The organism is Gilliamella sp. B14384G12 (genome assembly GCF_016101825.1).
Classification (GTDB): Bacteria; Pseudomonadota; Gammaproteobacteria; order Enterobacterales; family Orbaceae; genus Gilliamella; species Gilliamella apicola_N.
In genome coordinates this window covers 101,729-122,620 of sequence record NZ_JACFPU010000002.1, presented here as the reverse complement: position 1 = coordinate 122,620, position 20,892 = coordinate 101,729, and the positions used below count along the sequence as shown (strand labels likewise).

Below are 20,892 nucleotides of genomic sequence, written 5' to 3'. Positions count from 1 at the left end.
CCTTATGTTAAAGTTGATACTTCTGTGTCCGTTTACTAATTCGTTCTGCTTTTTGTTGTGCGCTGGTGATTAATTTATGCTCATCACGTAAAATTGTTTTAATGGGTTTATTAAAATAAACTTTCAAAAATCGCCAAATATCCCGATTTGTTAAGCCAATTTTAGTTGATGAAAAATAAAGTCCAATTAGATCTTTATCACGCCAACGAGTAGGTACTTTATCGCGAATTTGGGCTCGGTGTAAATCGATTACTGATAATTTAATTTGCTGATGATTTTCAAATAACGGTATATCAAGCAAAAAATGACACAAATAGCAGTCACGATGATTTACTCCAGCTGCATGCATTTTAGCGGTCATATTGGCTAAATAAATAATCAATGAACGCTTTAAATGATAACTAGGAGGTTGGTTTGGCCATGGCTTAGTAAAATCTTCTAAACTTATGGTAGGGTTAAGATCTTTGGTAATAATAAACGAGTGACGTGTCAGTGGATTTAATCCCTTTCGTCCAAATGCGCGCCCATCCATAGTATTTACGCCAGCTTGCTCTAAACGATGAATCGCATCCCACTCTTGTTTGGCATCTAAAACAGGTAAACGCAATGAAATTAGATTCTTTACAATCTCTTTAACGGTGGTGCCGCGGTGAATTTTAATAAAATATGATTCATCTTCTAATTGAAAGTTTAACGTTTTACGCTGTTTGACTGCGCGATAGACTTTACCTGAAATTAATTCAACTTCAGTAAACGGATCTTTTTGTTGCCATAACTGCTCAAAAGGTGATTTAAGTATAATTTCATTCATGATGACATCCTAAAATAATGTCTGCTGCACGCTGCGCTAAATGATATAAATCTTCACTATCACCATAGGCAATGGCATTTTTATGCCAACTTAGCCATTGCTCTTTATCGTTAATTAAATTTGCCAATGCTTGATCTAAAGCACTTTGATGATAAGGTTCACTTAACACAATGCCCGCATTCGCTTGGTTAATATGATAAGCATATCCAGAAATTCCTGATACAATAATAGGTACGCCCGCCGCTAATGCTTCAATCAGTACCATACCAGCGGCTTCTTGTCTGGCTGGATGAAGTAATAGATCGGCTGAAAATAAAAAATCAGGAATATCATCACGACCCAAAAAAAATCGTACTTGTTTTGTAATATTTAATTCCTCAGCCAATTTTTGATAGGGTTCAGGTTTATCTTGCCCAACAACCAAATAGATGACTTTTTGTTTTGATTCATTAGGTAAAGCTGCAATGGCTTTCAATGACCGATCCACCCCTTTACGTTTAAAATCTGAGCCAATTTGAACTATCACAAAATCATCTTGATTAATTTGATTTTTTTGTCGAAATTGTTCACGCTTTATTGGGGAGCAAACACTGTATTTACGATCTAACGCAATTCCCGGTGGTAATAAAAAGAATCGTTCATTTTGAGTATGATAATAATTTTTAAAATCTTGAGTTTGTTGTTTAGTCAACACCATGATTTTAGTTTTTGAACTTTGGTCAAAAACGGCTTGTTCAAAGGCTAAATAGTGTTTGCAACGTTTAGAGTGTTTATAAAAAAAGCCCTTGTGTGCTGCTTTTTCAGCAAAACAAGTATCACCTGCAAAATAGACATCTAATCCCGGCATTTTGTTAAATCCTACAACACAATCAGCTGGATTGGCTTGTAAATGCGCTTGTACCCAATGGTAATAAGCTTGATTACGACTATGGTTAGTTAACCCTTTTTTAGGAACAATAATAATATCAAATCCCGCCGGTTTATCTCCTTGCCAGTCTAATACATAAACACGAATTTGATGCCCACGAGCTTGGCAAGCAGTAGCAACTTGCAAAAAATCACGTTGCAAACCACCAAAAGGGAAAAATTTATAAATACAAAAAGCCAGTTGCATGCAGATTATCTCAAATGATAAAACGTCATTATATACTTGTTGTTAATAAAGGTACAAAAATACGCTGATTCAATTAATATTTTTCACTAAATTCGTATAAATAGTATGTAAAAATCTAAAAATGCCTTAAGTTATCACTTTATGGTTTTATATTTAATCGATAATCGATATAGATAATTAAATTTACTTAAAAAATGAATGTGATACTATGTTCAACTTATTAGTGAAATATGAATGTTTATCACAATAAATTAAAAATTATTAATATGTTGAAATGGATTCGGTAGTAAATGTTGTTTATAAATTTAAGCAATCCTTATTACTCACTTGGATAAAATTTAATTATACAATGATTAGGGAATAACCATCGCATCTGCACGGTTTTTGAACTAAACATTGAATAAAATGAATCACGAATTAAATCATCGCTTAATTCAATATATTAATAAAACAGATTTGAATCAATTTTTTGATAAAAATATTAAAGTAGTTTTCAATAAAACAATTCCTAATAGTAATAAATTAAATTTTACAGTTGGACTTGTTTTATAAGTCGGTCTTGCTGATAGTGGATTATTTTTTACTTTAGGAAATTATATTTTTTGATGTTTGATTTTTTTCTGAAATAGAAATGTCCAATATCAGCATTTTTTATGCTCATACCATGAACTAATAAGTAGGATTAAACAAAAGGTAAGTATTTTATTTTTTGTTATCATGTAATTGACGTGTTAATTGTGGGCAGGAGATAACCTTTTTATTTTGCTTTTTAAATAAACCAAACACCTCAAATTCACTAACTTTATTATCTGTTTTTATTACTTTCATAAACTGGTGTGTATAAACTTGATTTTATAATTCAGCAATTGCATCAATATTAACTTCAAATTTTTTGACAGCTTACGCGAAGTAAACCCATATGTACATCAATTCATTGTATCTTAATAGTTTACATCGACATTTGGTTGCTAATTAATGTCAAAATATTCATTAATAAATTAATTATCGCTTATTTAACTATATCAATGTTATTTCTTTATCGTTTAAATTGGTAAGTATCACCAATCGCACTACCTTGAACACCAAATTGGCGTAAGTTGTTATCGACAGCATTCATGGATTGCCAATGATTTTCGCACCAATCAGGGGCGAGTAAAGTTGGTTTTCTGGCATTGGCTGAAATTCGATGATATAAAATATTAGCGGGAGTTTGTCGAATAATATCACCAGCAATATCCACATACTCCTCTAATGACAATACCGTTAAGCGACCCGCTCGCCATGCTTTTGCCATAATACTGCCTTCAACAATATGCAAAGGATGTAGTTTTAGCCCATCAACACCACTGGTTAACACGCGATCAAGCGTAATTAAACTATCTTGCTTGTTCTCATTTGGTAAACCAATAATTAAATGGGTACATACTTTTATACCAAGTTTACGGGCTTTTTGTACCGTTTGGTTATAATCGTCAAATGTATGCCCACGATTAATATGATGTAACGTTTTATCATTAGCAGTTTGCAAACCAAGTTCTAACCAAACTTCGTAACCTTCATCTTGATAATGAGCAAGTAAATCTAATGCTTCTTTAGGTACACAATCTGGGCGAGTACCAACACAAAGCCCGACAATATCAGCACTGTTGAGCGCTTCTTGATACATCTTTTTAAGAATTTCAACTTCGGCATAAGTGCTGGTATAAGCTTGAAAGTAGGCAAGATAACGCTTTGATTTTTTCATTTGATGCGCTTGGGTTGCAAGCTGGTCAGAAATAGATTTGACTTGGATAGATTCATCGATAATTGACGCAACATTACAAAAAGTGCAACCGCCAACACCAAGAGTACCATCACGATTTGGACAACTAAATCCACCATGTAACGTTAATTTATAGATCTTTTCTCCATAACGACGCTGCAAATCGGATCCAAACGTATTAACCACTAAATGTAATTGCATAACAAACCAAAATAAAAATTTTTTTTATTGTACGAAGATAACCAATGAACATCAAGAACTAACAAAACGTTACTTCAACTGTTCACTTTGTTGAAGTATGGTTTTAATACATTAGTTATTATGTCTCTTGATAACGTATTGCTATCCATCAAATAATTGATCAGTTAACTAGATTAATTTTTTATATTTTTATACTGAAACGTAGGCATAACCTGAAACTTTTTAACAAAAATTAGCAAAATCTTGCATAAAAGAAAAATCCCTGTGTGTACAGGGAACATGTTCTGATAAACATGTTCAAAGTCTCGAATTTCTTCATCCGTCATTTTTTTGAGCGTTTTTTTGCTGCTGTTAATTCATCAGTAGCCACCACCGCTTCTTCAGCTTTTTTACTGAATGCATCTAATTTTTTACTAGCCTCGTCAACACTTTGGGTATTGATTTCAAGCGTGAGTGATGTGATTGCTTCTGCCACTGTTTTCTCCAGACATAAAAAAACCTGCCGAAGCAGGTTCTATTCAATTTAGTTTTGCTATTAAATTTAATGTACTACTTTAATACAGTTTTCTTCATGCTTTTGCCTTAAATTATGTTCTACTTGCACTTCCTCTGAATAACCTTTAAAAACATTCTCAATAAACTGAGTGTATTTATATTCTTTATCTGAAATATATTCAAACTTATTAGATATATATTGTCTAAAAGACTCTGATATGCTTAAAATTTTTTCATCTTGCATAGCAACAGTTGACGATACTGAACCCCAGATACCCTTGGCAATGTCATCACCACTCCCTTTCATCAACACTCCATCATAGTTTTTATATGTAATTAGGACTTTTTCACTTATGACCTTTCCAAAATCTTGAAAAGTTCCATTTTCCCATCTTGCCGTTTGCTCGGTATTTGTACACTCCCAATCTCCTGCAAGCATCTCCTCAGTGACTTTCTTTTCACCACAGCCCGATGAAATCAACCCAATCAAGCCTACTAAAATTATTTTTTTCACACCATCTCCTTGATCTTTATATTTTTTTGCAATGGTATGTTATTTAAAGGATTTTGGCAATGAAAAACCGCCACTAGGGCGATTTGTAATATTTTTATTTTATCCCTGTGTATACAGGGAACATATAACCGGTATCGGGTACGGTGTTTATGAACACGGTTTATCCCTGTGTGTACAGGGAACATGCAGGCGCGTGTGTTTTCAATGTACATTAAACGCGGTTTATCCCTGTGTGTACAGGGAACATGATATCAAAGTTTTTAAAAAAACAAATGTTGCCGGTTTATCCCTGTGTGTACAGGGAACATACCAATTATAACATACTGTTTTATAATTAAAATATTGACCGTCAAATTTCTACCGATTTTTTGGGATATTTTTCATTAAAATCAGAATATATAACACTATGTTTTTATTTGATTAATTAAAACTAATGGAAATTAAAATTAGGTTCTACGGGATTCTACCGATAAATTTATATTTTTCATGCAGTTAAAAAATGGTTAACAATAAAATATAGAATTGCGATTTTTGAATAGCAAAAAATGCTATGTAATATTAACGCCCGCCGATTTATCCCTGTGCATACAGGGAACACAAGGGAGTGAATAAATGTATTTTTCTCGAGTTAGATTTATCCCTGTATATACAGGGAACACTCTAATTATAACTTTTTGTTTTATAATTAAAAGTAAGTACATTAAAATTTTACCAACTTTTTGGTTTGTTTTTTGAGCAAATTGTTTTGATTTAACGAGTATTTTTATTATTGGCATAATTAATGCTATAAAGTTGATGTTAGCGCATCGACCGTTAACGATAACCTTATTGATTATTATAATAATTTTAATTTAGCTTAAAAATGATAATTATTATTATTTGGTATTGATAATTGTGATCATTAGCAATAAGATATCACCACATTATTACCAAAAGGTTAGAGGTATGCTATGCCTTGGGGTTTACGGAAGACCGTTGCTGTTCTATTTTTATCATTGTTTTCTTTATCATTTTGTTATGCCGATATTACCTTACCGACACCGCAAACGAAAGATGGAATGAGTCTGTTTGAAAGTCTAAAAAAACGCGCATCAACGCCAGGTGGTGGTTTCCCTGCTGGGCAAGTAACGGATGATGAATTATCAACAGTACTTTGGGCCGCTAGTGGATTAAACCGTGGTAAGACAGGGTGGACAGTTCCGATGGCGAAAGGCAAAGCTCCTTATGTGCGCATTTACGTTGCAAGTGAAAAGGGGACTTTTTTATATGAGTGGGATGGTCATTATCTGCGAGAAATCAATAAGCAAGATATCCGAGGTGATATTGGTCAGCAAAGCTTTACCAAACGTGCCGCTTATTCATTAATTTTTGTGTCAGATGCGAACGCATTGACAGATATTAAACCAGACGAAGTCACAAACTTCAGTTATACCGCAGTTGGTGCTATGAGCCAAAACGTATATTTAGCAGCGGCTGCTTTAAAATTAAGTACTCGTTATATCCATTCCATTAAGTCAGAAGCAATAAGCCAAGAATTACAATTGCCAAAAGACGATATACCGTTAGGTATAATTTTGTTAGGAAAGTAAAAGGTAAAGGACGTTATGAAAAAGTTTTTTACGTTAGCTTTATTGCTAATTGCTAGCTTGGTTGCTTTTGCACCCTCATCTTATGCTAATGAAAAACAGTACAAAAGCTGGAACGAAATTATTGATGAAATGGATGTTATCTTAAATGATGCTTATGATATCTATTTCATGAAAGATGCCGAACGAGCCAAAGCACGAGTCAATAATGCCTATTTCGGTTTTTATGAAAAGTATGGCGTTGAACGTGCAGTAATGTCTTATATTTCAGGAAAGCGCGGAACGGATACCGAGTATCAATTTGCTAAAATTAAGCGATTAATGACCAATGGCGCGCCAAATAAAACCGTTCGTGCTGAAATTGATGTAATTTTAAAAATGTTACATGAAGATGCAAACGAATTGGATGGTAAAAAAGAGAGTGGTTTGAGTGTCTTTTTTGCTTCATTCATTATTATTTTCCGTGAAGGTTTAGAAGCCATATTGGTGATTGCTGCCATTTCTGCCTATTTAGTGCGTACCAATAACAAACCAATGTTAAAAGTAGTATATATCAGCTCAATGGTAGCCATTTTTGCAAGCATTCTTGCAGCTATTGCCTTGCATACTATTGTAGGTTTAAGTGGTGCTAATCAAGAAATTATGGAAGGTAGCGCGATGTTATTGGCGACTGTTGTCCTGTTGTTTGTCAGTAACTGGATGGTTTCAAAAGCTGAAGCCGAGGCTTGGAAGAGTTATGTGGAAGGTAAAGTACAAACCGCGGTAACTACTGGTAGCAGTTTTGCTTTGGGGTTTGCTGCATTCTTAGCTGTATTTAGAGAAGGGGCTGAAACCATTATCTTTTATCAAGCTATGTTAGCTGATGCTAAAGAACATATGGATATGGTGTGGTATGGTCTGGGTGTTGGAACGATCATTTTAACATTTATCTTTCTTGTCATTCGTTTTGGTGCAGTTAGATTACCACTTAAACCATTCTTTATTTGCACAAGCATGCTCATGTATGTGATGGCGATAGCTTTTGCTGGTGGCGGTGTAAAAGAGTTACAAGAAGCGGATATTATTCCTGTAACACCAGTTGATTTTATACACTCGGTTGAAATTTTAGGCATTTACCCAACCGTCGAAACATTGATACCGCAAGTAATTATGGTTCTTGTTGTAGTACTGTCTGTGATGTACTACAAAAAAGGTGAAAATAATAAAAAAGCGCAATAAATTAAAATCCACCTTGTTAAGGCCTAATGATTGAATTGCAAAAGTGGAAAAGTAACAGGCTATTTTTAGTTACCTACATTTTGACTACGCAAAAGATGTTCTAAAAAGCAATAGTACTGTTACCAACGAGTAATAACAGGTAGTTAATCAAAAGTAGTTTAAAACGGATCAATAAGATCGTTAAAACACTATTTAAATTGTAAAGGAGTTTTCAATGAAAAAGTTAGTTATAGCTGTCGGTATTTCATCAATACTTGCATTATCTTCATTTGCTCATGCAGCAGCACCAGCCCCAGGCGAACAAAAAGGTTTTGAAGAGTTTCCGATCGGTGACGAAGTAACAGTTGGTCCATTACATATTGGCGCAGTATATTTCCAACCGGTTGATATGGAGCCAGTTGGTGTTGGTGGTTTACCAGCATCAAAATCGGATATGCATCTTGAAGCTGATATTTCAGCTGCGGAAGGCAATAAATTAGGTTATGGTGTGGGCAGTTTTGTTCCTTATTTAACGGTAAAATATAAAATTCAAAAAGAAGGCAGTAATAGAACTACCGAAGGTAACTTTATGCCTATGAGTGCCTCTGATGGCCCGCATTATGGTAATAACATCAAACTTGAAGGTGCAGGTAAATATAAAGTAACCTTTATTATTGAAAACCCAGAAAAACAAGGTTATTTATTACATGTAGATAAAGAGACGGGGGTTGAAGGTCGTTTCTGGAGTAAACCTATTGAAGTTTCTTGGGACTTCGATTATATCCCTCGCGCATGGTAATTTGTTGTAAAAAAGCAGTATAATGCTTTTTAAAATTAGGATGATTTATGGCGAGTATTAAGCTCGCCGATCTATATTGTAATAACCAGGCAATGATTATGCTTCAATATCTTATCAACATTACCGACAATACTTTTATTTCTGTAATCATGATTGCACTACTCAGTGCAGTAATTGCCAAATCAAATATCTTCTGTCATAAAAAAATTATTTCCTTTGGTTTTCTATTAGGATTTATTGCAGCATTAATTTTTGCCATTTTAAAACGTAACACAGGGTTTGCGGTGCGTGAATTTTATGATCTTGGAGTAATTATACCTTGGGTCATTATTGCGTTACCTTTATTAGTTTGCATTTGGATGCAAAAATCTTGGCATAAAACCTTGATTAAGGTTTTATCTATAATGTTATTTGTGCTGGCTAGTGGTTTAATTACGGCACAATGTTTACCGAATTTAATGCTCTATCCATTCGAATTTGCTGTCGGAATGGAGTCCATTTTTAATAATGAATATTTGTTTAAATGGGTTGGGTATGGATTTGCTCTATTGGTTTGTGTCTTAATTGGTTTATTCACTTATCGACTGTGTGGCAGGTTATCCAATAGGCTAGTTACAATAGTAACAACGCTTTCAATCATTATTTTTACCATTCAAAATGGTATTAATATCATGCAAATTTTAATCGTTAGACGGTTTATTGCTTCGCAGAAATGGATGATGGAATTGGTGATTTTTATTTTAGGTCATGTCAATTTTTTCACATTTATTTTTATGGCAATCCTACTGCTGTTGACGATAGTGCTCTATATCAAATCAAAAACAACCTCGTTAGTGGGTAGCAATCCTGCTCAAATCCGCAAACTTAAATCGCAATTACTTCGAGACAGAAGAACTTCACTATTTTTGATGGCTGGCGTTGCTATTACGGCTTATACAGTGACACGAGCACGTTATATTTTTGAAAAAGGGGTAGAACTTACGCCAGCCGAACCGATTTCAGCCAACGCAAACAATCTAATTGTTATCCCTCTTGATAATATCAATGATGGTAATTTGCATCGTTATGGCTACCAAGCAACCGATGGTACTTTAGTTCGTTTTATTGTGATTAAAAAAAGCGAAAATGCCTATGGTGTAGGCTTTGATGCTTGTGATATTTGTGGTGCAAGTGGGTATTACCAACGTGGTAATCAAGTCGTCTGTATTTTGTGTGATGTAGTAATGAACATTGCCACCATTGGTTTTGCTGGGGGTTGTAATCCAGTACCACTTAAATATGAAATTATTGACGGAAATATGGTGATTCGTCCTGCGCATCTTGAAGCTGAAAAAGGTCGTTTTAAATAAAGAGTATCCAAGGAATAGAGTATGTTTCGTAGAATGTTACTAAGCGTGTTAGTACGCCAAAAAAAGAAGCTCTTTTTAATTGCGCTCACTGTTGCCTTAGGTGTCTCATTAGCCACTGCCATGTTAAATGTTATGTTTGATGTTGGTGATAAAGTTAATCAAGAATTAAAAGCGTATGGAGCTAATCTAAATATTGTGCCTAAAAGTACTGCGTTAGTAAGTGAAATGTATCAGTTGGATAATAATGATAATCAACAAGCGGTGCAATACATCAAACAAGATGATCTCGTTAAAATTAAGATGATCTTCTGGGCATATAATATTGTCGATTTTGCGCCTTATCTTAATGCCCCAGCCATGTTAAACGATAAACCCATTACAATTGTCGGAACTTGGTTTAATAAACACCTTAAAATTCCGACTGGCGATGAGGTTGATACAGGTATGTTAGCCATGAAATCATGGTGGACAATCGAAGGCGATCAGATGACTGATGATAATCTGCAAGGTGTAATGGTTGGTAAATCAATTGCGAAACAGTGGAATTTAAAATTAGGTGACAGTATTGAGGTTACATCTGTTCTAACAAAACAAAAAATCACATTAACCGTGCACAATATTTTCCATAGTGGTGGCGCTGAAGATTCACAATTATTTGTATCCCTCCCAATTGCGCAGCAGTTAGCTGATAAAAATGGACTGGTTGAACGTGTTGAAGTAAGTGCATTAACCACCCCTGAAAACGAATTGGCTCGTAAGGCCGCGCAAGATCCTAACAGCTTATCACGCACCGAGTGGGATACATGGTATTGCACTGCTTATATTAGTTCAATCGCTTATCAACTAGAAGAGTTAATGCCAGATGTCCGCGTTAAAGCCATTATGCAAGTGGCGGATTCAGAAGGTTCTATTTTACAAAAAACGCAGTTATTGATGTTATTGTTAACCATTTTATCCTTAATTTGTTCCGCATTAGCTATTTCAAATTTAGTGACAGCAAATGTGATAGAACGCAGTACCGAAATTGGTTTACTTAAAGCACTCGGCGCAACAAATAGTGCTGTTGCCTTGCTCATTTTAACCGAAATCTTAATTATTGCCTTAATGGGCGGTGTTTTGGGTTACTTTATTGGTCTTGGCTTTGCGCAGATTATTGGTCATACCGTATTTGGTTCGTTTGTCGAACCTAAAATGATTATTGTTCCTTTAGTATTAATAATGGTTACCTTAATTACATTTTTAGGTAGCTTACCTGCACTGCGTATTATGATGTTTTTACGCCCTACTGATGTACTGCATGGACGATAAGGGTAAAGGTAAATCTGATGATTAATAAAAATCGACGCTTTATTATTAAAACCATATTGAGTTCGCTCATTCGTCGTCGCTCTCGCATTATTATTGCACTTTTAGGCGTGGCGATTGGCGCAACGGTATTATTAGGCATGGTTACGCTCTGTTTTGACATTCCAAGACAGATGGGGCAGGAGTTCCGTTCTTATGGAGCGAATTTATTATTAATGCCTGCGAATAATCAGCCAACTATGTCAATGTCTGATGTACAAAAAGCAGTAAGCTTACTACCACAAGACAAATTACTTGGTGTCACGCCGTTTCGCTACGAGGCAGTACGCGTTAATCAGCATCCTTATACCATTGTCGGTACTAACTTTAACCAAGTTACCAAAACCAGTCCTTATTGGCATATTGAAGGCCGTTTGCCACAAAAATCTCATGAAGTGATGATTGGGACCGATATAGCTAACTTTGCCAATTTAAACGTTGGCAGTGAAATATCCATTTCGGGTAAATCTAAACAAGATTCTCGTTTTGATGAAGAGTTAACTATTACCGGTATAGTTAAAACAGGTAGAGCTGAAGATAATTTTATTTTTGTCGATCTGCATGATTTAGGACAATTCTTTGAAGAGAGTGATCAAGCTGAAGTTGTTGAAGTCAGCATCACAGCATCACAAAATGAGTTAAAGGACTATATAGATACCATTAAAAGTCAATCAACCACAATCGAACCCCATTTAATTAAATGGGTGACACAATCAGAAACCTCAGTATTAGGTAAACTGTCATCACTCCTTTATTTAGTGACCCTTGTGGTTTTAGTTCTCACTATGATTTGCGTAGCAACTACCATGATGACGGTTGTAATGGAGCGCCGTAAAGAAATCGGTCTTAAAAAAGCCATTGGAGCCAATAATAAAAGTATCGCTAAAGAGTTTTTAGCCGAGGGATTAGTTCTTGGTATTACTGGAGGGATTATTGGGGTAATTTGTGGACTTATTTTTGCTCAGGTAATCAGTTCTAATGTTTTTGGTCGTTCAATTATTATTGAATTTTATTTGATACCAAGTACCATTTTAATATCAGCAATTGTGACGGTAATTGCCTGTTTAATTCCGGTTAAACGTGCATTAGATGTAGAGCCAGCATTAGTATTGCGTGGCGAATAGGATGTAAAGTATGAATATACTCGAAGTTAATAATGTATCTAAGATTTATGGTTCTCTTCATGCCTTATCAGATGTGAATTTAGTTGTAGAAGAGAGCAAATGGTTATCCATTATGGGACCATCGGGCAGTGGCAAAACGACCTTGATGAATATTATTGGTTGTATGGATAAACCATCTTTAGGTTCAGTCATTTTAGATGGACAAGATATCACCCAATTATCTCTACCCGAATTAACCGAAATCCGCCGTGATAAAATCGGTCTTATCTTTCAACAATTCCATTTAGTGTCTTATCTAACCGCACTCGAAAACGTAATGGTTGCACAATATTATCACAGCATGGTCGATGAAAAAGAAGCCATGCAAGCGCTGGAAAGGGTTGGACTTGCTGCCCGCGCTAAGCACTTGCCAAATCAGTTATCAGGCGGGGAACAGCAACGTGTATGCATTGCCCGCGCCTTAATCAATTATCCAAAATTAATCTTAGCCGATGAACCTACTGGTAATTTAGATGAAAATAATGAAGCAATGGTTATGAATTTACTGCATCAACTGCACGAAGAAGGGAGTACTATTATTGTTGTGACTCATTCACTTGAAGTATCAAAACATGCTCAAACAACCGTTGTACTTGAACATGGCAAGGTTGCCCGAGTAATTAATAATTAATATTTAAGGTTTTAAATTATGCAAAATCGTGTTGTTTCATCACTCATCTATATCATTATTGGCATATTATTTATTTTATTTCCTCTATATATTTTACCCGTCTGCCCACATGAAACCGTTAACCTATCAACTGCAACAATGCAAGGTCAAGTAGAACATGTGCATACAGGTGTTGGTAAAATTATGAAATGCTTTTGGACAGGCCGAGCTGAAGTTGGCGTGGGCAGTTTGATTATTGCAATTGGCACCTTAATGCTATTTTGTCGTAAAATTTTTCTGCGGATGGGATTAAGTATGGCGATTGCTTGCATTTCATTATTTGCTTTGGCTATTCCGACCATTTTAATTGGCGTATGTGATAATCAAATGATGCGCTGCAATATGGGTGCTAAGCCAGCGCTCGTTTTATTGTCATTGTTATTATTTATTATTGCGCTGGTGAATACTTTCTATCTTAACAAAGCGGCCAGAAGAAGCATATTTTAAAGATATACAATCTTTAATAAAAAATAGGATCTAAACATGCAAGAACAACCCATCACCATGGCTAATTTGGCTTGGCAAAACATTCAACGGCGGCCATTTCGGAGTTGTTGTTTGATTATCATTGTTATGTTGTTTTCTGCTACACTTTTTGGCGGTAGCGTGATTATGAAAAATCTCAGTTTGGGAATTTCTGGCATGGCTGATCGCCTTGGTGCGGATATTTTAGTTGTTCCATATGGTTACGAAAAAAATCTAGAAGTTGCCTTATTACGGGGTGAACCAAGTAGCTTTTATTTAAAAGTTGATTTGATTGATAAAATCAAAAATATAAAAGGAATACAAGCAATATCACCCCAGCTTTTTATCGCTTCACTGAGCGCCGGTTGCTGTACTTCAAAAGTACAACTTATTGGTTTTGATCAACAAAGCGATTTTGTTATCAAACCTTGGTTGCAATCACAACTTATTGAGCCACTTACTGATAACCAAGTTGTAGTTGGCTCAAAAATTAGTTCAAATATTGGCGATGAGGTCATGTTTTTCAATCATCCTTTCAAAATAGCAGCCAAAATGGATAGTACGGGGATGGGTTTTGACACTTCGGTATTTATGACTATGCAAGCAGCACACACTTTAATGAAAGAAGCTGAATTAGTGCAAGGCGATATCGATCATTTTGCGGATTATGCCTCTTCCATTTTTATCAAAGTCGATCCTGATTATCAGCCTAAAGATATTGTTAATCAAATCATGCCCAAATACGCCATCGACTATAAACTGGATTTTGTTATGACTAAAGGTATGTTAAGTAATATTTCCAAATGGTTAAATGGCTTTTCGACTATTGTATATAGTTTATCGGCAATTTTTTGGGTATTAGCAATAGTGATTATTTTTGTCATCTTCTCGTCAAATTTAAATGAGCGCAAGCGCGAAATCAGTTTATTGCGTATCTTAGGGGCTTCACGTCGAGATTTAGTAAAAATGCTGCTGCGTGAATCTTTAATTATTAGTGCATTAGGTGGCTTAATGGGCATTGTATTAGCAGGTGTGTTGCTCTATGCGTTTAGCTTATTAATCTGCCAAACCATTGGTTTGCCATGCATTAATCTTTCAGTGATTGATGCGTTATGCTATGCAGTAGTGGTATTGGCATTAACCATAATTATTGGACCATTATCAAGTATCTATTCAGCTTTATCTATGACTAAGTTTGATACTTACAGCACGCTCAGAGAGGGTGAATAATGTTACTGAATGTTCGAAATTTGCGTAAAGATTATCAACGTGGTCAACAAACTTTTGCAGCAGTAAATAATGTCAGTTTCAGTATGCAATCAGGTGATTTTAACTGCATTATGGGTAAATCAGGTAGTGGTAAAACGACGCTTTTGAATATGATTGCGGGTTTATTAACACCAACACAGGGGAAAGTAACCTTTAATGATGTCAATCTATTTGAATTAGATGATCAGCAAGTATCGGCTTTTCGTAATCAGCATATTGGTTATATTCCTCAAGGCAGCAGTTTACTCCCTAATCTTACCGCGATTGATAATATTCGCTTACCTTATTACTTAACTAAGCGCCCAAATAAAAGTAGCTTCAGTTATGCGAAAAGTTTGTTGGAAAAGGCTAAAGTCAGTTATTTGCAAGATGTTTATCCAGCCAATATGTCAGGCGGTGAAATGCGTCGTATTGCCATATTACGTGCATTAATTTGCCAGCCACAAATCATCATTGCAGATGAACCCACCAGTGATCTCGATGAGGAAAGTTCTACTGATATTATGCAACTGCTAAAAGAAATTAACCAACAAGGTACTGCGTTATTGATTGTCACCCATGATAATGATGTAGCAAGTTATAGCCAAAATATCATGAAAATGTCGGCAGGGCGGTTTATTGATTAAATAAGTCAATGCTCACTTACATAATATTAAGTGAATACTGACTTATCCATTTTGCTTCACTGGTTAAAGCAATAAGGGATTACAGCCCATTTCAATCATTATTTTATTAAGCTTTAACAGAGGTAATCCGACTAATGAATTAATATCATCTCCCTCTAACTTATCAAACAACGTTATGCCGAGTTCATCACATTTAAAACTGCCAGCACATTGTAGCGGCATCTCTTTAGCAATATAGGCATCGATTTCAGAACTACTGAGTTGCCGAAAGGTGACTTTGAACGGCTCACAAAGAGTAGTGGATTGACCGGAACGGGTATTAATAACTGTCATCCCTGTGTAAAAATAGAATGTTTTGCCACTGCTATTGGCAAGTTGTTTGCGAGCATTTTCAACAGTATGCGGTTTGCAAACAATTTTTCCCTCTAGAACCCCTACCTGATCTGAGCCAATAATTAAACTGTCTGGGTATTTATCGACTAATGATTGCGCTTTCAGATTCGCTAAACGTACCACTAACTGCTCAGCAGACTCACCCGCAAGCGGTGTTTCGTCACAAATAGGCGGAACACATTCAAAAGGGATAGCGAATTTTTCAAGTACTTTTTTACGTGATAGCGATGTTGACGCTAAAATGATTCTCATATTGATTTATCTCTTAAAATCCAAGCAGAAGGATGAGCATTAAATCCGATATGTCCATAATAATCAACCGCACTTGGTGCAGCCAGTAAAGTTATCGAGCAATTTTCATGAGTATTCTTTTTTACTTCTTTAATTAATTGTTTACCAATACCTTGTTTTTGATAATCCTCATCTACAGCGAGATCGGCCAAATAAGTTATATATACAAAATCCGTTAAACAACGCGCTATACCAATTAATTTATCATTATGCCAAGCGGTTATAACTAAGTTAGCATTATCTAACATAGCTTTAAATCGAGTTGAATCGGTAAGAGGTCGGCGTTCACCTAGTGAACAGTGACGATAAAGGGCAATAGCTTGTTCAAGTTCTGGTTTGATGTCTGAACGGTAAATAATACTACTCATGGTGATCTCCGTCATGAAATGAGTAAAAAATGGTTTCATTTTTCTAAATTGGTTTTAGGATATTATAGTAAGCATCAACTAACTTAACTATTAAAAATAAATAAAGAATAAATCCAAAATAAGTATCATAATAATCAAATGCCATGATTCTTAAACCATATGACTGTTAAACCGTATTGTCAAAGATCATTTATCAGATTTTATTTAGCGAGGGGGTAGTTTTATGTACAACAAAATTTTAGTACCGGTTGATGTGCTTGAAGATGAGTTAACCCAAAAAGTCATCCCACATGTTGAATGTTTGGCAAAATTATCAAATGCTGAGGTGATCTTCTTCCATACTTTGCCAGTAGCGTCAGCAATTGTGAATGCTTACTCATTTGGTTTTGATGAATTTAAAGATAAAGCAACTGTACAAACTGAACAGTGGTTACATAAATTAATGGCTTCTATTAATTTACCTCAAGAAAAATTGTCGTTTTCTATTGCGTTTGGTAATCCAAGAGATGAAATTCTTCATATTGCAGAAGAATTAAAACCCGACTTAATTATATTAGGATCACGTCGCCCTAATATTACCACTCACTTACTGGGATCGAATGCGGCAGGTGTAGTTCGTAGCGCGCAAACTTCAGTTTTAGTCGTTCGATAGTTGCGAAATTTATTCTTTAAACTAAAACGAGGAGCGAATAACTCCTCGTAAGTAATTTATAATCTGATGCTCTTAGTAAATAACCTAAAAATCCATATCAATACAATCTATGCAGATGGACGACATGCATTTACTTTTGCTGTTGGACAATAAAACAGCAGTGAATTTGTTTATTACGTTTAAAGTCCAAAGATAACGTTTTATTGGTGATATCTTGATAAGTCAATCCAAGGTTTTGCATACCAATGTTATCCATTTTAAAACCCCGTTTATTGTTCGAAAACACAATAATGCCATTTGGTTTTAATAACCGTTTTAAATTCGCCATTATTTTTAAATGATCACGTTGAACATCAAAAGTATCACTCATTCTTTTAGAATTTGAAAATGTAGGTGGATCAATAAAGATTAGATCGAACTGATCATCACTATGTTCTAAATACAATAAACAATCAGCTTGAATTAAACGATGCTGTCTACCTGTTAATCCATTTTGTTTTAGATTACGATCGGCCCATTGTAAATAAGTGCGTGACATATCAACTGTCGTAGTTGACTTAGCGCCACCTAGACCCGCATAAACCGTTGCACTACCGGTATAAGCAAACAGATTTAGAAAATCCTTACCTGCACTCATTTCACCAATCATTTTGCGTGCTAAACGATGATCTAAAAACAGCCCTGTATCTAAATAATCGGTCACATTTACCCAAAACTGAGTTTTGCGTTTATTAATGGCATACTCATGCACCAAAAAATAATCCTGTTTTTGGCTCAATTTTTGATATTGCTGTTTGCCTTTCTGCTTTTCACGCGTTTTTAAAACTAATTGATCGGCAGTGAGTTCTAGCACTGACATAGTGGCGTTAATAATATCAAATAGCCGTTGACGAGTTTTTTGTGGATCGATATTTTTAGGTGCTGCATATTCCTGTACGACTACTTTATCTTTATAACGATCGATAGCAACATTGTATTCAGGTAAATCGGCATCATAAAGGCGATAACACTCTAGCTGTTCTTGTGCAGCCCACTTTTCTAGTTTTTGCTTATTTTTTCGTAAACGATTAGCAAAATCAGCCGCTGGCAATATTGGTGTGCTGACTTGTTCGCTAGATCGTTGTGCAATAGTATAATTTTTTTGTACACAATCTAACGGACCATTCTTCGCTTTAAATTGTCTTTCTGCACGCATTTGTAAACAGTCTAACAATTGAGGTGCGCCACTAAATAACGAAAGTCGCCAGCCACCAAAATATTGCTTAATTTGACGACCAAGTGCTGTGTGCAAGGCAACAAGAGCTGGCTCACTTTCTAATCTTTCGCCATAAGGTGGATTACTAATTATTGTACCTGTTATATCATTAGGCAGTGGATTGGTTAACTGTGTTACATCCTGTAATGCAAATGTAATCAAATCGCCTACACCCGCTTGAACGGCATTTTGTTTTGCACGCTCTAACACAACGGTATTATTGTCGTAACCGATAAATGGTATATTCGGTTTGCTAATATTGTGTTTAGCGGCAAATAATAGTTCATTCCACAATATTGGATTAAAGCCTTTCCAAGCAAAGAATCCCCAATGTTTACGTAATAAACCCGGTGGAATTTTAGCAGCAATCATCGCTGCTTCGATTAGTAGTGTCCCAGAACCACACATAGGATCGATTAATGGCGTGTCCATCTGCCAGCCTGAGCGCATAATAATTGCAGCAGCTAAGTTCTCTTTTAATGGCGCTTGTCCAGTTTGCTGACGATAACCACGTTGATGCAAACTATTACCACTTAAATCTAACGAAAGTGTTACACGGTTCTTATTTAAATAAGCATGAATACGAACATCAGGATCTTGCTTAGCCACATTAGGGCGCTCGTTAGTATGACGAGAGAAGTGATCAACAATCGCATCTTTAATTTTGAGTGCACCATATTGGCTATTACGGATAAAATCGTTTACACCAACAAAATTAATCATAAAGGAGTTATCAGCTGCAAAAATATCTGGCCATTTAATATTAAATACGCACGAATAGAGATCTAAATCACTATAAATATCAAACTCTGCAATTGGCAACAATATACGCGATGCCAGACGCGACCATAATAATGATTGATATAATGTCTTTTCATCCGCATCAAAAAAGACACCCCCTTGAGCAATTTTACAATCGACCGAACCTAACTCTTCTAACTCTTTTTTCAATAACTCTTCAAGCCCGCGTGACGTGCTGGCAAATAGTGTTTTCATGCATAATCCACTTAACAATAAAATTGAATGCATTATAGCGAGTTATTTTTATTGTGGGAAATAAAGGATAATCCTTTTTAGGTCTTAAGGATTTTTGAGTATAAAAACAGTAAATTTTGTAAAAAATATTCAGGAGTCTATACCGTTTGCCGATTGTGTTTTGCTGTAATTTATTTTTAATTCTTATCGTTAACTGCTAACCCCTAACCGCTAACCCCTTCTCATGAGTAATTTACAGTTTGATGATCTTGGTAAATAACTCAAATCCATATCAATACGAACTATTATAAGTTGTGTTTATTCTCAACATTAATTTTAGATGTGTTTATGAATCACTGTATAGCATAATTGATTGATATAATATATTTTAATATAACCATTTGAAAAATAAAAAGCCGCATTAATTACTTAGTTTAATCATTTGATCATTAGAAAATATGCCATTCACCTATAGATAATTAAATATAACAATCTGATTTATAATCATTATGTTGGATTTGTTATAGCGAGTTATTTTATTTTGGAAAATAAAGGAAACTTTTTTAACCCTTGAGGATTTTTAATATAGATTTATGCAGCAGTAGTAGTTTAATTTTATTGTGAAATTATTTTGAAACGGTATAGACTCCTGAATATTTTTTACAAGAAATTACAATTTTCTATCTATGACTATCTGTTTTATTTGTCATTATAGTGTGTAAATTAAGATTTAAATTAACTTTCTTAACTTTAAGTAAACATGGTAGATGTTGGAAATTAAAAAAATTAATTTTGGGTTAATAGTTTGATAGACACTATCGCATTGTTGTCTAACTGATATCTAATCCAAAATAAGCATGTCACGATTAAATTGTGAATTGAAAATGTAGGTAAATTTTTTTAACATGAATGCGGTTGGCAAGAATACATTATTCACGATACTGCTACTTTTTCATTCTTTGTTAAGATCAGCACTCAGTTAATCAATCAGCCTTTATTCTGTTTTTTTCTTAAATAAATATCTTTTTAGCATTAATCCCTTAAGGAAAATAGTTAATATTCTGCTTATTAATAATTCTGACTGTCAGATCCGTAATGGCAATAATCAATGCAGAGCGTATCATTTGTTGATAACGATTTTGATACATGGATGATTTTAATGTGTCGACAATACCTGACTCTTTGGCTTTTTGATGGTGTGAATCCCAATTAGGCGGTAATACCATATCATGTAATAGACTAATCGGACCTAATATTTCATCGTCGAGATAGGAGTATTTTTTATCGTCATGGTCAAGTTCATCTAAAATGGCAATTAATAGCTCGATATCTTCATACTCCTCGCGCGTTATGATGCCTAGCGCATAAAGTAATTTTAAGCACACGGATGTATCATTGAGTGGGCCATTTTTACCAATTAGTGATGGTATGACAAATTTTATGGCGTGTGGTTCTTTACGAAATACTTTTATAATTAATTGATTAACACTGTGATTAATCATTTTTATAGCTTCAGCCAACAAGCTGTGTATATCAGCTTGCTGGTTAAGTTTTTCAAGTATTGTATCTTCTGCTAATATCGATTCTAGCATC

Annotated in this window: 20 protein-coding genes and 1 CRISPR repeat array; of the genes, 11 read left to right on the top strand and 9 right to left on the bottom strand. The window is 35.0% G+C overall.

Going from position 1 to position 20,892, the window contains the following annotated elements; translation table 11 throughout:
• Positions 1 to 7 precede the first annotated feature (7 nt).
• From rfaP to H3S73_RS03115, 5 genes are all read right to left on the bottom strand, one after another.
• Positions 8 to 811, bottom strand: a complete 804-nt coding sequence (rfaP, locus tag H3S73_RS03135) for a lipopolysaccharide core heptose(I) kinase RfaP (RefSeq protein WP_144091850.1) — start codon at positions 809 to 811, stop codon at positions 8 to 10.
• Positions 804 to 1,925 (bottom strand): glycosyltransferase family 4 protein, encoded by a 1,122-nt coding sequence (locus tag H3S73_RS03130; protein ID WP_198235563.1) that lies wholly within the window; start codon positions 1,923 to 1,925, stop codon positions 804 to 806. The genes rfaP and H3S73_RS03130 overlap by 8 nt, the downstream gene beginning before the upstream one ends.
• 1,036 nt (positions 1,926 to 2,961) lie before the next feature.
• Positions 2,962 to 3,888, bottom strand: a complete 927-nt coding sequence (locus tag H3S73_RS03125) for a TIGR01212 family radical SAM protein (protein WP_198235562.1) — start codon at positions 3,886 to 3,888, stop codon at positions 2,962 to 2,964.
• Positions 3,889 to 4,210: 322 nt separating this feature from the next.
• A complete protein-coding gene (locus H3S73_RS03120) occupies positions 4,211 to 4,363 on the bottom strand; it encodes a hypothetical protein (protein WP_198235561.1) in 153 nt (50 codons plus the stop codon).
• Between the two features lie 66 nt (positions 4,364 to 4,429).
• The gene (locus H3S73_RS03115) at positions 4,430 to 4,897 is read right to left on the bottom strand and encodes a hypothetical protein (RefSeq protein ID WP_198235560.1); all 468 of its coding nucleotides are present in this window, start codon (positions 4,895 to 4,897) and stop codon (positions 4,430 to 4,432) included.
• Between the two features lie 95 nt (positions 4,898 to 4,992).
• A CRISPR array of direct repeats spans positions 4,993 to 5,205; the repeat unit is 29 nt; unit sequence CGGTTTATCCCTGTGTGTACAGGGAACAT.
• A gap of 642 nt (positions 5,206 to 5,847) precedes the next feature.
• Here H3S73_RS03115 and H3S73_RS03110 point away from each other — a divergent pair.
• The 10 genes from H3S73_RS03110 to H3S73_RS03065 all read left to right on the top strand — a co-directional run bounded on the left by H3S73_RS03110 (position 5,848) and on the right by H3S73_RS03065 (position 15,365).
• Complete coding sequence (locus tag H3S73_RS03110; RefSeq protein ID WP_198235559.1) at positions 5,848 to 6,486, top strand: nitroreductase family protein; 639 nt, start codon at positions 5,848 to 5,850, stop codon at positions 6,484 to 6,486.
• Between the two features lie 15 nt (positions 6,487 to 6,501).
• Positions 6,502 to 7,701: an FTR1 family protein gene (locus H3S73_RS03105; RefSeq protein WP_198235558.1), complete on the top strand. Its 1,200-nt coding sequence runs from the start codon at positions 6,502 to 6,504 to the stop codon at positions 7,699 to 7,701.
• Positions 7,702 to 7,915: 214 nt separating this feature from the next.
• Complete coding sequence (locus H3S73_RS03100; protein ID WP_198235557.1) at positions 7,916 to 8,479, top strand: iron transporter; 564 nt, start codon at positions 7,916 to 7,918, stop codon at positions 8,477 to 8,479.
• A gap of 47 nt (positions 8,480 to 8,526) precedes the next feature.
• Complete coding sequence (locus tag H3S73_RS03095; RefSeq protein ID WP_198248891.1) at positions 8,527 to 9,828, top strand: Fe-S-containing protein; 1,302 nt, start codon at positions 8,527 to 8,529, stop codon at positions 9,826 to 9,828.
• A gap of 21 nt (positions 9,829 to 9,849) precedes the next feature.
• Positions 9,850 to 11,136 (top strand): ABC transporter permease, encoded by a 1,287-nt coding sequence (locus H3S73_RS03090; protein WP_198226524.1) that lies wholly within the window; start codon positions 9,850 to 9,852, stop codon positions 11,134 to 11,136.
• A gap of 17 nt (positions 11,137 to 11,153) precedes the next feature.
• On the top strand, positions 11,154 to 12,296 hold the full coding sequence (locus H3S73_RS03085; RefSeq protein ID WP_198235556.1) for an ABC transporter permease: 1,143 nt from the start codon (positions 11,154 to 11,156) through the stop codon (positions 12,294 to 12,296).
• A 10-nt stretch (positions 12,297 to 12,306) separates the two neighbouring features.
• Entirely contained in the window at positions 12,307 to 12,966 is a 660-nt protein-coding gene (locus H3S73_RS03080) for an ABC transporter ATP-binding protein (RefSeq protein WP_039130581.1), read from the top strand.
• Positions 12,967 to 12,984: 18 nt separating this feature from the next.
• The gene (locus H3S73_RS03075) at positions 12,985 to 13,452 is read left to right on the top strand and encodes a DUF4418 family protein (protein WP_065737631.1); all 468 of its coding nucleotides are present in this window, start codon (positions 12,985 to 12,987) and stop codon (positions 13,450 to 13,452) included.
• Positions 13,453 to 13,488: 36 nt separating this feature from the next.
• On the top strand, positions 13,489 to 14,700 hold the full coding sequence (locus H3S73_RS03070) for an ABC transporter permease (RefSeq protein ID WP_198235555.1): 1,212 nt from the start codon (positions 13,489 to 13,491) through the stop codon (positions 14,698 to 14,700).
• Positions 14,700 to 15,365: an ABC transporter ATP-binding protein gene (locus H3S73_RS03065; RefSeq protein ID WP_039130482.1), complete on the top strand. Its 666-nt coding sequence runs from the start codon at positions 14,700 to 14,702 to the stop codon at positions 15,363 to 15,365. Before H3S73_RS03070 ends, H3S73_RS03065 begins: the two co-directional genes overlap by 1 nt.
• Before the next feature lie 63 nt (positions 15,366 to 15,428).
• On the opposite strand, the gene H3S73_RS03060 is transcribed toward H3S73_RS03065, so the two are convergent.
• Entirely contained in the window at positions 15,429 to 16,010 is a 582-nt protein-coding gene (locus H3S73_RS03060) for a nucleoside triphosphate pyrophosphatase (RefSeq protein ID WP_065602359.1), read from the bottom strand.
• Entirely contained in the window at positions 16,007 to 16,417 is a 411-nt protein-coding gene (locus H3S73_RS03055) for a GNAT family N-acetyltransferase (protein ID WP_065737628.1), read from the bottom strand. Before H3S73_RS03055 ends, H3S73_RS03060 begins: the two co-directional genes overlap by 4 nt.
• Positions 16,418 to 16,640: 223 nt before the next feature.
• Here H3S73_RS03055 and H3S73_RS03050 point away from each other — a divergent pair, with 223 nt between their 5' ends.
• On the top strand, positions 16,641 to 17,069 hold the full coding sequence (locus H3S73_RS03050; protein ID WP_065737627.1) for a universal stress protein: 429 nt from the start codon (positions 16,641 to 16,643) through the stop codon (positions 17,067 to 17,069).
• 130 nt (positions 17,070 to 17,199) lie between these two features.
• Here H3S73_RS03050 and rlmKL read toward each other — a convergent pair whose 3' ends face one another.
• Positions 17,200 to 19,320, bottom strand: a complete 2,121-nt coding sequence (gene rlmKL, locus H3S73_RS03045) for a bifunctional 23S rRNA (guanine(2069)-N(7))-methyltransferase RlmK/23S rRNA (guanine(2445)-N(2))-methyltransferase RlmL (protein WP_198235554.1) — start codon at positions 19,318 to 19,320, stop codon at positions 17,200 to 17,202.
• Positions 19,321 to 20,339: 1,019 nt separating this feature from the next.
• Positions 20,340 to 20,891, bottom strand: coding sequence for an MltR family transcriptional regulator (locus H3S73_RS03040; RefSeq protein ID WP_086326003.1), 552 nt, complete (start codon positions 20,889 to 20,891; stop codon positions 20,340 to 20,342).
• Between the last annotated feature and the right edge of the window lies 1 nt (position 20,892).